Origin of the sequence: Sphingopyxis sp., assembly GCF_019459305.1 — a bacterium.
Taxonomy (GTDB): domain Bacteria; phylum Pseudomonadota; class Alphaproteobacteria; order Sphingomonadales; family Sphingomonadaceae; genus Sphingopyxis.
In genome coordinates, this window is sequence record NZ_JAIBES010000089.1 from 1 (window position 1) to 13,316 (window position 13,316).

General features: G+C 61.6%; 10 protein-coding genes. 5 read left to right on the forward strand and 5 right to left on the reverse strand.

The window, feature by feature from the left end; genetic code table 11:
• The first annotated feature begins 152 nt into the window (after nucleotides 1-152).
• Nucleotides 153-569 (forward strand): hypothetical protein, encoded by a 417-nt coding sequence (locus tag K0M74_RS10520; RefSeq protein ID WP_293971602.1) that lies wholly within the window; start codon nucleotides 153-155, stop codon nucleotides 567-569.
• A 465-nt stretch (nucleotides 570-1,034) separates the two neighbouring features.
• Here the strand turns inward: K0M74_RS10520 and K0M74_RS10525 are convergent, their stop codons facing one another.
• Genes K0M74_RS10525 through K0M74_RS10535 form a run of 3 tightly spaced genes read right to left on the reverse strand, consistent with a single transcriptional unit; the run spans nucleotide 1,035 to nucleotide 1,880 of the window.
• Entirely contained in the window at nucleotides 1,035-1,331 is a 297-nt protein-coding gene (locus K0M74_RS10525; protein WP_293971605.1) for a hypothetical protein, read from the reverse strand.
• Between the two features lies 1 nt (nucleotide 1,332).
• Nucleotides 1,333-1,482, reverse strand: coding sequence for a hypothetical protein (locus K0M74_RS10530; protein WP_293971608.1), 150 nt, complete (start codon nucleotides 1,480-1,482; stop codon nucleotides 1,333-1,335).
• A 23-nt stretch (nucleotides 1,483-1,505) separates the two neighbouring features.
• Entirely contained in the window at nucleotides 1,506-1,880 is a 375-nt protein-coding gene (locus K0M74_RS10535; RefSeq protein ID WP_293971611.1) for a hypothetical protein, read from the reverse strand.
• A 64-nt stretch (nucleotides 1,881-1,944) separates the two neighbouring features.
• Between K0M74_RS10535 and K0M74_RS10540 the strand changes: the two genes are divergently transcribed.
• Complete coding sequence (locus K0M74_RS10540; RefSeq protein WP_293971614.1) at nucleotides 1,945-2,256, forward strand: hypothetical protein; 312 nt, start codon at nucleotides 1,945-1,947, stop codon at nucleotides 2,254-2,256.
• Nucleotides 2,257-2,261: 5 nt separating this feature from the next.
• On the opposite strand, the gene K0M74_RS10545 is transcribed toward K0M74_RS10540, so the two are convergent.
• Nucleotides 2,262-2,531 (reverse strand): hypothetical protein, encoded by a 270-nt coding sequence (locus K0M74_RS10545; RefSeq protein WP_293971617.1) that lies wholly within the window; start codon nucleotides 2,529-2,531, stop codon nucleotides 2,262-2,264.
• An 84-nt stretch (nucleotides 2,532-2,615) separates the two neighbouring features.
• Here K0M74_RS10545 and K0M74_RS10550 point away from each other — a divergent pair, with 84 nt between their 5' ends.
• The 3 genes from K0M74_RS10550 (at nucleotide 2,616) to K0M74_RS10560 (ending at nucleotide 12,408) form a co-directional block, all read left to right on the forward strand.
• Nucleotides 2,616-3,269: an SOS response-associated peptidase family protein gene (locus K0M74_RS10550; protein ID WP_293971620.1), complete on the forward strand. Its 654-nt coding sequence runs from the start codon at nucleotides 2,616-2,618 to the stop codon at nucleotides 3,267-3,269.
• A gap of 522 nt (nucleotides 3,270-3,791) precedes the next feature.
• The gene (locus K0M74_RS10555; protein ID WP_293971623.1) at nucleotides 3,792-7,583 is read left to right on the forward strand and encodes an SIR2 family protein; all 3,792 of its coding nucleotides are present in this window, start codon (nucleotides 3,792-3,794) and stop codon (nucleotides 7,581-7,583) included.
• 133 nt (nucleotides 7,584-7,716) lie between these two features.
• Nucleotides 7,717-12,408, forward strand: a complete 4,692-nt coding sequence (locus K0M74_RS10560; protein ID WP_293971626.1) for a hypothetical protein — start codon at nucleotides 7,717-7,719, stop codon at nucleotides 12,406-12,408.
• Nucleotides 12,409-12,742: 334 nt separating this feature from the next.
• Here the strand turns inward: K0M74_RS10560 and K0M74_RS19845 are convergent, their stop codons facing one another.
• On the reverse strand, nucleotides 12,743-13,075 hold the full coding sequence (locus K0M74_RS19845; RefSeq protein ID WP_366932649.1) for a P27 family phage terminase small subunit: 333 nt from the start codon (nucleotides 13,073-13,075) through the stop codon (nucleotides 12,743-12,745).
• Between the last annotated feature and the right edge of the window lie 241 nt (nucleotides 13,076-13,316).

Below are 13,316 nucleotides of genomic sequence, written 5' to 3' on the forward strand. Positions count from 1 at the left end.
ACATGACCCTTGAGAGCGTCTCGGGATTAAGCGATAATGCCATCATCACGTTGCCCGCGATGGCAGCATGATCAACCCGGCTTGGCCGGAGATCGCTAAGGCTGCGCCGGCGAACCTACACCATCAAATGGGACACGACCGACGCGCTCTCAATGAAGAAATTTAAACGGTGGCAATGGGGCCTGATCGGGCTGTTCGGCGTGGGCGCAATGGGAGCCATTGCAGAGCAGGTTCCAACTCCGAAACCGGCCGAGCCCATATTCGCTGACGTCGACGCTGAATTCAAACTTATCGCCGGAAAATCTATATTCGCGATGACTTTTAATCAACGAGCGGATCCCGAGAAAATACTCGCCGAAGCTCGTGCAAAATGCACGCAGTTCGACTTTTGCCAGGTCCACGGCTGGATCGATGCTGAACGCGCCGCAGGAAACATGCCGTTCACGGACCGCGAGGTGGAGGCAATTGAGTTTTCGTACGCTTTGAATCGGAGCACGAGTCTCGACCGCGGTTTATGGAACTGCCGGCGCTGGAAACGTTCAAAAGTGGACGAATGCATAGCTCAATAATGGCTGGGAACTTTGAGCCTCAACAATTCTCAAACTCGCCTGATGGCCCCGCCACGTGGGTCGCTACGCGGCGGGGTTGGCGCCCATTACGCTGCGTCAGTGAAAATTCCGTGAATTGGCGGGAGGGCTGATCTGCCAACCGCGATGCCCCATGCAGAGTGGACGCTGCCTGAAGCCAACGTCCGAGACGGTCGCGGCGACGTACCGCGGCGACCTGTTATGGTTTTGCCCCCCGCAGTCCCGGCGAGCATAGGACGCCCTCCGAATGCTGGCAATCTACATCGATGTCAGTTGCAGCGATGGGCTCGCCAGTATCTGTCCCATTTCGCGGCAAAGCCATCGCGGACCATGGCGCAAGATATGTTGCCCGAGCGGGGCGACGTGCAGAAGGCAGCAATCCGACTGCCACCAGCGCCGCCCGCTGACCAGCAGGAACAACGGAGGCGGCGAGCAAGAGGGAGAAAATCACTGCTTGGCCCTAGCCTCTTCAATCGATCGCCGCAGACCTTCGGGCGTGACCCACCATATCCCGGCTAGTTTTTCGATTTCGTCTGCGGTTGGCTCAGCGTTATCATTAAGCGCCTCGATCCGTTCGCGCGAGATTCCCGTCTTTTTCGTAATCGTCTGCCACGGTGTGCACATCTGCCCGACCCAGGCCGTCAGCCAGTGGTCGCCATCGGCAATCCATTTCGCAACCGGATGGTCTGGCGTGTAGGCCCGGATCTCTTTCGCGACGGCGCGCTCCCCTTTTCGATAGACCATGTCAGTCGTCGAAAAGACGGGCGCGGATGTCCGAAGCCACTGCGTTTAGCGTCGTGGCGCGGGTCAGCAGTTCGGCATTTCCCGTCGCTGCCGCCCGGTCATTGAACCGCTCGGCCCGATGTTCGATGTAATCAGCTATGCGGTCTGCCACCGGCTTCCCATTATGTCCCGGTGTCATATCCTGGTCGGGTCCGTGTCGTGCGCCTGCCATTCGCTCAGCGCCCAATCGGCGACGCCGAGCATGAGATAGGGTTCGGCGCGGTTGGGGGCGAGCCGTTCGATCACGCGGCGGGCGGCACCTTCTGCTTCGCGGCAAGCATTCAGATGCGCCATGTTGAGGCCGAAGTCAGACGGATCGGCGCGGTCGAGCACGCCCTTGTCGTCCATCGCTTCCAGCGTGAGCTGCGCAACGCGGGCTTGCAGCGGGGACACAGCTTCAAGATCGAGCACGCCCAACGCAGCAGCCGTCGCTTCGTCCCTGATCGCCGGCGCAACGTTATCGACGTCCCATATCTCGAGACCGCGATATTTGCGGTCGATCGTTTCCATCTTTCACACTCCGACTCGAATCCCTCTTGCCGATTGTTCCTCTTTCGTTCTCATTTGTCGAGCCATGAATCGGACCCTCGTTAACCCCATCAGCAGCCTGTTCGATGTCGCATGCCGGCATCACACGGTGAAGGTGTCGTGTCCGTGCGGAAACGTCGGCATCTTCGATCCGCATGCGCTGTGGTACCTGTTCGAGCGCAAAGGCTGGAATGACCGCTTGCCCGCAGTGCGCAAACGCATGCGCTGCCTGCAATGCTATTATGCCAAACGGCAGCGGACGCTTGCGACGCTGGAGCTGGTGAACGTCAATCACACCCGCCAGCTGCCGATGCCTGATATCATCGAATGGAAGCGCCAGCTCCGGCGGCGGCGTTAGACACTTCAGTCCGAGAGGCTTTCGTCCTCGATCGCGGCGGTGATCATCCGATCCCAGATGTCGGCGTCGCCTACTGCAAGCATACGGCCGCTCGGTTCGCGCAGGGTGCGCAGTACCGCAAGCGCCGCCGGGGAATAGTCGGGCCACAGATCGTCGACGGCGGGTCCCGCCGACCCCATGTCACCTTCGGCGTTGCGGCTCAGCGCATGCCCGGCCAGCACGCGGGCGACGCGCTCGACGGGCGCGGTCTTGGCAGCATCATATTCGGAAGTCATGTCGTGTCTCCTTCGCATCGCGAACGCGCGTGGGCTTGGCCGGTTGCCGATTGACAGGCCGGGCGGGCAGGGCATGATCGCGGGGTGTGCAATCTCTACACCAACAAGAGCACGGTACAGGAGATGGCGAACCTGTTCGGGACGCCGGCGACCTATGGCTTCAACGCCCCCGCCGACGTCTATCCACAATATCCCGGCATCGTCGTGCGCGAGGATCAGGGCCAACGCATCCTGCAGCAGATGACCTGGGGCTTCCCTCGTCACTCGACCAACAAGCGCACCGGCAAACTGAACAAGCCAACCGCGACCAACAATGCCCGCGACGACAAACTATGGACGATCTGGCGCCAGTGGTTCACCGACCCGGCCCAACGCTGCCTCATCCCGTTCACGTCGTTCGCCGAGGCTGAGGGCGAGCCGGGCAAGATGACCCGCACCTGGATCCGCGTCGCCGACCAGCCGCTTGCAGCCTGGGCGGGACTGTGGCGCCCGACCGACGAATGGGGCGACGCCTATACCGGCGTCATGGTCGATGCGACCAAGGAGCTTTGGGACATCCACGACCGGATGCCGGTCATCCTGCCCCCCGACGCCCATGACGTCTGGCTACGCGCCGACGCCGAGGAGGCGATGAAGCTGGTGACCCAGTATCCTGCCAGCCAGCTCGTCGCCGAGCGCACCGATGATCCGTGGTTCGCGCGGAAGGCAAAACCAGCGGACGATATGATGCTGATCTGATGCCCCCTCTATGGCCCGACCCACGCGATAGCAAACCTGAAAGCCCCCTATGGCAGTGGTCACTCCTGATATCGCTGGCGGTAATTGCGACCGCGAGTATCTATACCAGCTTTTCCAGCTAACGGGCGGTGTGGTCGCTTCACGTAAATCGAGATGCGTGTTTATTGGTGAGCAATGCGCGCTATCTCGGTCGTTCACTTCGGTTCGAACTTCTCCCGAAAGCTGCCGCTCGTTCAGATTTTGGTTGATGAAAGCTTTGCGATCCGTTCCAGTCGTTTAACAGCCTAGTCGATAGTCCTGAATGCGTTTTCGAATAGGATGGAATCCGAATGCCGCGTCGGTCGGACGATGTGTCTAAATTGGTCTTGGCTGACGAAAGTCAAAAAGGCAGCCAGTGGCCAGCGTGATAACCTTATTATAGCCTTGCACCAGATACGAGCCGTGCCTTGAAATGCGTGAGCGAAGTTGGACTAAGATGGCCGGACGATGGTGCCCTCCGAGGCTGATAAGGACATTAGGTAGATGAGGTTTATCGCTGATGGTCCATCGCTCCCGGACGAACTGTTGACGGCGCGGGATGCTGGCCAAGTGCTCTTTTTCTGCGGCGCCGGAGTATCTCAGGCCAAAGCCGGCTTACCCAATTTCGCGAAGCTCGCCGAGAAGGTACTGGCCTTGCTCGGATCGGCACTGGACAGTCCTGCACGCCGCCTGTTCCAGAGCGCCCAGGACTTCGAGGAAGCGAGCGGGCTCACCGGGCTAGTCGCCACGGACCGTATTTTCGGGATGCTCGAACGCGAGTTCGAACCGAGCGAGGTTCGCGAGGCGGTTGCCTCCGCGCTCAAGCCTGAACCTGGCCACGGGCTCGACTGCCATCGGATATTGCTCGATCTGGCACGTACGCGTGCGGGGGGTGCGCGTCTGGTCACCACCAATTTCGATCTGCTGTTCGAGGAATGCGATCCGACGCTGGACAGCAGCAATCCGCCCCGGCTTCCCGACCCGGGACGGGAGATCGATTTCCGCGGGATCGTGCATATCCATGGGCGGGTCGACCCAGACTATCGGCGTGCCTGCGACGATGAATTCGTGCTGTCGAGCGCCGATTTCGGCCGGGCCTATCTCGCCGATGGCTGGGCAACGCGCTACATTCACGCACTGCTTGAACGCTTCAAGATCGTCTTCGTCGGCTATTCCGCAGACGACCCGCCGGTGCAATATCTCCTCGAAGCGCTAAATCGATCCGAGGATCGGCCAAATGGGCTCTATGCCTTTCAGGCTGGAGAGATCGCTCGGGCGACCGAGCAATGGGCGCATAAGGGCGTCTGCCCGCTCCCCTATTCCAGCGCGAATCAGCACGCAGCTCTATGGGATACATTGGGGGCATGGGCTGAGCGCGCACGCGATGTCGATGGTTGGCACCGCCAGGTGATCGCGGCAGCCGTTGTCGGCCCGGGAGCTGCCTTGCCATACCAGCGTGGCATAATGGCGCACATCGCGGCCACCACAACGGGCGCACGCCATCTTGCTGGCGCTGCCGAGCCACCCGCGGCGGAGTGGCTCGCGGTGCTTGATCCGGCAATGCGTTATGGCCAGCCCGGCCAGCTCGATCTTTATGACGACACAAGCGAACGCTTCGACCCGTTCGACGCGTTCAGTCTCGATTCGGATGAAGCTCCCGAAGCCACAGATCCTGACGACCGGTTTGCCAGTCGGAAGGTTCCATCGGGAGCATGGGACGGCTTCGCATCGACCGAAGAGGATCGTCGTGACCTGCCTGAAGCTGGCGCGGGAAGGTTTCGTGGTGGCGGGGCCGATGAGCCCGCGAAGCTGCCAACCCGGCTATGGCATCTCGGCGTCTTCCTGCAGAAAGTCGCGCACCAGCCTGCTGCCTTGTGGTGGGTCGCACATCAAGGTCAGCTACATTCGCACACCCAGCAACAACTTGAGTGGTCGTTGCGCCGGGAAGCAGCGCGTTATCCGCCGGTCATGCGCGAGGGTTGGCGCGCTTTGCTCGCGGCCTGGCAACAGGGCGCGGTTGATCCGGACCATGTGCGATATGATGTAGAAGAAAGGGTCAAGCTCGAAGGCTGGTCGTCGAGCCTAATTCGCAGGCTGCTCGATTGCTACCGACCGATCCTCGAAGTCGAGCCCGCCTTTGGCGTGCGCGCTCCGGCCATGCGCGAGGATCTGACACTGGGTGACATCTTGCGCGTTGGCGTCAAATATCCGCGGCCGCATGAGCCCCTGGCAATTCCGGATGAGCAAGTCGTCTATGCGGCGAGCCTGTTTCGTCAGCATATCGAGCATGCGATCATCCTCGAAGGCGAGGTGCGCGGGCGCGATCGGATCTTCTTCGATTCCACAAGAGCGGACGATGGCAAGGAACTGAGTGAGGACGAATACGGATTTACCGGACATCTTGTTGCCTTCACCAATCTTGTCCTGCGTCTGGCCGCTGTCGATCGCAACGCCGCCCGCGACGAGGTTTTGCAATGGCCTGCTGGCGCTAACGAGGTATTCACGCGCCTGAGGATCTGGGCCGCCGGACATGCCGGGCTGGTCAATCCGGCAGAGGCTGGCGAAATCTTTCGGTCGCTGGACGAGGAATCGTTCTGGTCAGACCAGCACGAACGCGACCTTCTCTATGCCCTGCGTGACCGGTGGTCCGAGCTGGAAGCCAGCGACCGGTCAGCTATCGAGGGCCGGCTGCTCACCGGAAACTTTCCCTGGCCCGAGCCGCGCGCTGACGAGGCCGTGGTCAATGCGCATTATCGCTTGAACCGCCTTCAATGGCTGCGCGACAATGGGATCACATTCGGTTTTAATTTCGAGGCGGAGATAGCGAAGCTGCGCGCTATTGCGGCGGAATGGGAGCCGCGCTTTGCCGGTCAGGCAGCGCGGCGACAGGTTGGCGAGGTCTATTCGATCGAAACCGACACCGATCCTGCGACCCTCATCGATCTGCCGCTGAATGAGATAATGCCTACTGTCGCACAAGTCGAAGGACGTGATTTCTACGAGCGCGTTCGGCGAGCTCCTTTTCGGGGATTGGCCGAAACGCAGCCCCTACGCGCGCTCGGTGTCCTCACAGATGCCATGCGGAACGGGCAGTTTGAGCCGCAGGCATGGACTTCTTTGCTTAATGCCAAGGGTGAGAAATCATCGCGACCACGTATGCTGACGGCCATAGGCCATCGCCTTGCGCGGCTCGACCTTGACCAGATCGATGCGCTCAAGCACCCCATTTCCGAATGGTTACGTGACCATGGCGAAATCTTGCACGCCCGGCTCCCGGTGGTCTTTGACCTGGTGTGGAACGCCTTGATTGCGGCGCTGGCGGCCCATCCGTCGCGACCAAAATTTCGCCGATCTGATGCGAGCTGGGTCGATGACGGCCTCAATCGCCCGGCGGGCCGAATGGTCGACTCGATGCTCAAAGATCCTGCCAAGGCGGATTTCGCGGCAGGAGCTGGCCTGCCCGCTTCCTGGCGGAGCCGATTCGACCAACTGCTCGCGCTGCCGCCCGATCACCGGCAGCACGCGATTGCCATGATCACGCCGCGCCTGAACTGGCTCTTCAATATCGATCCCGAATGGGTCGAGGCGCGGTTGCTTAGCCTCGCCGAACAGGTGGGCACGGACGCTGAGGCTTTTTGGGGCGGCTATTTCTGGGGTGCGCGCACACCGCAGCTACCGCTCTATCAGCATCTCAAACCTTATTTCTTCGCCCTGGCACGAAACGGTGTGAAGCGACGGGACCATGCCAACAAGCTTGCCGGCATGCTGCTGGCAGGCTGGGGCGGAGACGAGGAGGCCCAGGAACCCGAGCGTCTAATACCCGACGTCGAATTGCGCGAAATTCTAATTCACGCCGATGAGGAGTTGCGCGCGCAGATGCTTGGCTATCTGGAGCGCTGGGCGCGCGAACCCGACTCGCGCTGGCTCGATCGCGTTATCCCATTCCTGCTCAAGGTCTGGCCGCGTCAGCGCGCCATCCGCACCCAGCGGATTTCGAGACGACTTACCGAGTTGGCGCTTACCATGCCTGAGCATTTCGCCGACATTGTCGAGATCATTCTGCCTTGGCTGAAGCCTATCCGGGGTTCAAGGCTGCGGCTTGGTCCATTTCTCATGGGTGAAGATGGTATTGCCCAGCGCTTCCCTGTTCAGTTGCTGGAACTTTTGTGGACGGTTCTCGGCGAGGATCCGCTGGAATGGCCTTACAAGATCGGCGATCTTTTCGACGAGCTGGAGAAAAATCCCACGGTCGCCGGTGATCCTAGGCTTGTCGAGTTTCGGAGACGACAGGCGTAGCCTGATAAACGAATGACCAGTTTCGGGAAGTTAGTTTCGCCAAGGCTTGACGCCATAGGGGTGGGACCTAGAACAAGTAGGCAACGCCAGCGTCCCACTTTTGGATCGGCTGCCGAACAGCAACTGATCGAATATGACGGCCACGCTTCCTCCTCTGACCCCTGAACGGCTCGACGAACTGCGCGCCCTGCGCGGCGCCTGGTCGACGTCGCGCGCCGCCGCGGGCGGCCTCGCCGCAATGGCCGGGTTCAACTTCCAGCTAACCTTGAGCATCGCTGCAATCATCGAACAGGAAATTGCTGGCGAAGGCACCGCTTATATCGAAGCACTTTCTGACCTCATGCGCGCCGAGCGCGGCATCGTCATCACCCAGGCCAAGCGCACTATGTCGAGCGCAGCGCTGCATTCCGCCCTCGGCGAGCTGTGGCAAATCTACCAACTCGCCGCGCAAAATACCCCGGGACTGCTGCCGCTGCTGCGCTTCGAGGTCGCATCCGCGCTGCGCACCCTCGCCGACTGGGAGGCCAGTCTCGAGCGGTGGCTGCCCGAGGAAGGCGTGTCGCCGGGCCTCGTGCAGTTCAAAAGCCGCCTCGCCATCTCCGTCCGGCCCGACGCGCGCCAAGAAGCCGCGCGCCTGCTCGTCAACGCGTTCAAGGACCCCGACCCCTTCGCGCGGATCGATCGGATGCTCGGGGCCCTGCTCAGCGCGCCTGGCCATGCGCTCGATCCCCTCGTCGACAGCTTCCGGCTCGAGCTTCGCGCCCTGCGTGAACGATCGCATGAACTCGAAATGCGCTTCGCGCTCTGGGGAAGCGGCGATCGCTCGCCGCGGACCGTGGAAAGAGCGCCCGACGGGCAACGGGCCGTGCGGCTAGGGGAGCGACTGACCGTTTCCGACCTTCGCGAGGGTCGACTCGCAAATCGGGCGATCTACGACGATGTCGAACGCGGCTGCGAAACCTGGCTCGCAGCCGAGCGAGAGCCCTACAAACTTCCCATGTTCTGGCTCGCCGGGCGCTCGGGATGCGGAAAAAGCGCAGCGCTCCTCCATCTGGCCGCCCGCCTCCATGCCCAAAATCCGGACCGAATCCTTTTAAACCTTGGCGAACGCGTCGATCGAATCGCCGAAGCGGTGCGCTGGGCGGCACCGCGAATCCGGGAAGGACGCACCGTGATCCTGCTTCTCGACGATCCGTTCACGGCGGCCCGTCAGCAGGCCTTCGCCCGCGCTGTCGAGGAAGCCCAGCTTGAATGGGAGAATGTCCGCGCCAGCGCCCCGAACGAGGACCGCAGGCCTCCCGCGATCATTTGCTGCGGTCCTACCGAACAGCGTGATGCCGCCGAAGACCAGTGCGGGTCGCACATCGCATGCGACGGATTCGCTCTTCCCATCGAAACCGCGGCCGACCTGGCCGAACTCGCAATCTGGTACGAAGCCCGGACCGGTACCCCCGTCGCGCCGATGACCGGCAATATTCTGCTCGTCCAGCAGATCTTTGAATGGGCTAAAGGTAGCATCGCCGATTTCTCGGCCAGATTCCGCGACCGCATCCAAACCTTCGACGACGGCCGCAAGGATGGCCCGGTATTCTCGGCAATCGCCCAAATTCTGGCCCTCAACCGGCTCTATGTTGACTTTCCAGCCGATCATCTCGCCGCGATGCGCCACGCCGATCCCGACCTCGATGCGGCGCTCATCACACTCGGCGAGGAGCAGGCGCATCTCGATTTCAATGCCGGCATCCGCGGCGGCGTGCGCCTGACCCATCCGCATCTTGCCGATGCCATCTACATGCAATGGTTCGGCCGCGCTACCGATCGCCCGTACCGCAAGCGGCACCTCAGCGAGGCGCTCGTGGCTGCAGTCGGCCAGCAAAATGAACTTCCCGAAATTCGCCATGCCCCGCTCTGGGCGATCGCGCGTCTCGCGCAATATATCGGTAGCCGGGGCGGCGATACCGATCCTGCCATCGGACAGCGCATCAGCGCAATCCAGACCGAACTCGGGCAGGTGCTAAGTGATGTCTATCGTGAGCGCGCCGATAGCGCGACACCGCTTGAAGATTTGCCGATCTGGGTTGCGTTGCGTGATAGCCTCGGACTGACGCTTACCCCCGACCCGCTACCGCTGCTCGTCGCGGCCGTCGATGCCGCTGAAGTGCCCGCGCGCGGCCTTCGCTTGTCCTGTCACTACCTGCTGACCGCCAAGGGTGACACCGAAAGCTATCATGCCTGCGTTGCGCGCTGCCTCAATCGCCTCATCGCGTGGCGCGACGTCGACGGCGCGTGGCGCGACTGGGTCCCGGTGGCGATCGACTTCATGCTGCGCGCCGGGCATGCACCCATTCTCGCGAGTATCGCCAGCCTTGTCGCAACCGGTACCTCGCTGCCGCGCATGCCTCAGCTCATCTTCATGCTGCGCGAACTTCCAGATCGAGCCGGACGCCCTATTCTCCTCGACTGGTTGCAGCGGACGCAGAGCAGCCAGCCCGGATGGTCGAAGCTGCTCCAACGGCTGCAAGATGATGGCCAGTGCAGCGATTCCGACGCCATCGCCCAGCGGTTCATCGCCGCCGCGCGCAACGACGAGCGCTGGGCCTTCATCTGGCTGAACCTCCTCGCCGGCAAGCGCGTCGACCGCTCGACGCTCGTAGACGAAGGCTTGAGCTGGATCGGCATCGCGCGCCCGGGCTTCGGGCAAGCCGCCAATCCGATCAATTTCGGCTGGGACCGCGTCTGGCAGCAATTGCTGGTCGAAACCTATAACAGGCCCGCTGAATATGAGCAGCTTCTTCAGATCGGGCTGGCGTGGATCCAGGATATCGATCCCGATCATAATGGTTGGACGCGGGTCTGGCCCGCGCTCTGGTCTCACGCCTTTGAAAGCGACGACCCCATTCTGCGCCGCGACCTACTAACCCTTGCTGAAAGCAAGCTGAGCCTTGCCAGCCCAGTGCTCCTGGGCTGGTCGCATATCTGGAATGCGGTCGTCGATAATGCCGAGCCAGAGATTTTGCCTTATCTGCTTCGCCTCGGCTCGGCTTTTCTGCGCGAGGCGCCGCCCGATCATTTCGGCTGGGGCTTTGTGTGGCAAAAGATGCTGATGCGGGCCGGCGACACCATGCGCCCCCAGCTGATCGCGCGGGGGCGGCAATGGACCGCCCTGCAACTGTTCGCTAACCCAAGTTGGCCATTCGTCTGGCGCGACATCGTCACCAGCCAGGCCGAGCCTGGCGATCCCCTCCTGCCCCTCGGACTAAGCTGGCTCGAAAGCCCCTTTGCCGAAACGATGGTTTGGCCGAACGTCGCCCTGCGCTTGTTGTCCGCCCGCAATCCAGACCTAAGTGTTCAGGTGCCCCGGCTTGCCATCCCCTGGCTGAAAGACCGCACCGATCACGCGATTTGGTACGCCCTGTTCCGCGAATGCCGCAAGGCTGGCTTCACCGCGAGCGAAGTAGCAGACCTGGTCGCTCATTTTACCCCGATCGTCGCCGACCCCGCCGCCGTAGCCAGCGCGCGCGGATGCGCGTGGGACGCGCTGCGCGCCCTTGGCGTGCCCCGCACGCTGCTCGATCCGCACGCGCTCGCAATCGTCCAAATGGCCGACACGCCCGAAGATATTCAGCGCAATATCTGCGGGCGAATGCTGCGGTCGACGACCAACAGCGCTCTGCGCAAGCCCCATTTCGATCATGCGCTTGGGCTCCTCGCGACGACGGACAATGTCAAAGTCTGGAACTGGCTTTGGGACTCGATGCGCGAGAATATGTCCGCGCATGAAAAACAATGTCTGTCGGATCGGCTGCCCGATTTGCTAAAGCGGTCGCCGCTCTCGGACAAGCAATGGGTTCAGTTGTTGCCGCGCGCAGCCTTTCTCAACCCCGCGATCGGCAAGGACGACGCTATTCAGGCGCGTGCGCTGCGCTGGCTCGCGGCCGCATCGGCCCAGCCATATTGGATCAAGATCTGGCGCGCGATCGGCGAACCCGCAGCGCCAATGACCGATCCGGCCCTGCGGCGATGCGCGACCGCTAATCTCAAAAGCGCGCTGCAGGAGCCGGCTTGGGCCATGCTTTGGCGTGCCGTCTTCCGCTTTGCGGAACCGGGCGAGCATACGCTGCTGGTGCAACTCGCTCGGCCCTGGCTCACGAATAATATGTCCGGGCGTGGTTGGCATTCCGTGTGGGATCTCGTCCACCAAGCCGAAGTGGCGGCTGGCGGCGACACTGGAGCGTTGAAGGAACTCGGGATTAACGCCCTCAAAGCGACCGCGGGGGCGCGGCGCTGGAGCGTCTTGTTTCAGACCTTGCGCCAACTCATGCCCGAGCGCCTTAACGATCAGGAGATCCTCGGAGCGGCCGATCTCTGGCTGTCCGAGCCGCGCGGCCCTTCACGCGTCTGGCTCGACGTTCTGCAATGGCGCCGCGCGTTTGGCGGCTCGCCATGGGACAATGCGCGGGCGCGCGACAATATCCTTCGCTGGCTGAAGGAAAGTAACGGCAATATGGGACCCTGGACGCGCATCTGGACTGATGTCGTCAAGACCATGCCGGCCCTGCATGCGGACGAAACTCGCGAACTTGGCTTTGCCTGGCTCGGCAAAGCGGCAACCTCGCATCCGAGTTGGCCCTATATATGGGCGACCCTCTGGAAGCTGCCATCGCGAGCGCCGCAAGACCGCCCACGCCTTCGCGAAATCGGCGCCAAGTGGCTCGCGGCCAAACCCGGCCATCCCCGTGTAGCGATCGTGGCAGACCGCCTCCGCGGATCAGCACCCCTCCGGCGGAAAGGAAAGACCCCCGGCGTTACCACCGGGGGTCGTTAAATGCCTTGCGGCCGATAATAGGAGGTTGCGAACACCCTCCGGGACTCTCAAGACGAGAATCCAAACTGGTTTCGACAAGCAGGAAGATCTTCGCACCCCGAGGTAAATTTGGACTTAACCCTTGAGGATGCTTTCCGGTGCTGCGTCGATAAGGGGCTTTTGTCGGCAATTGACGCTCGGGTCAATCGCCTTTTTGTCGCAACTCGGCGGCATTATAAACCATATTGGCTCCAGCGGTCGAGCGCCGCCAGGTCGCGGGCCAGCTGCGCTTTGTCATTTTTCAGCGCAGAAGCCCGAACAGCTGATCTTTTTACGCTCAGCAAAACTTCCATTGTTAATCAAATTCATCGAACTCGCTGTCATCGAATATGCTGGAACTTCCGATGTTCAGCCGCGCTCGCTCTGTCGGCGTGAACCCGAGGCTGGTGAGCAGTTTCAAAACTATTCCAGTTTGCCGGTTGAGCATCGCCAAATATGGTGTCTGAACAGCCATTCCATTCGGAGTTCGAACGAGCGCCGGCGAGGAGCGAAGCTTCAGCTCGTATTCCCGGGCAAGCGAGATATGCACGACGAGCATGCGCAGCAGCTCTCCATCCGCCTGCTCCAACTGACCTGGCGCAGCGTGCTTCGCTATGCCTTGCCAGATAGTCTTTTGCTGGGGCGTCAAATCGGACGGTATCCGAAGCCGACGTTTGACCTTGGTCGTGTCCCCAGCGGTGGTGTAGGTTCTGCCGGTAGCGAAGCTGACCGGACACGCGCTAATCGATAAAGCGCTGTAGTGTCCGGTCAGTTTCGCGGGTGGTCATCGGCGAACTTCGGTAAGCTTGTGTTGCAAAACTCAACTTACGGAGAACACCGATGACCAAGGATCAGATGGACTTGAATGCGCTGGTTGGGAAGAGCGCCGA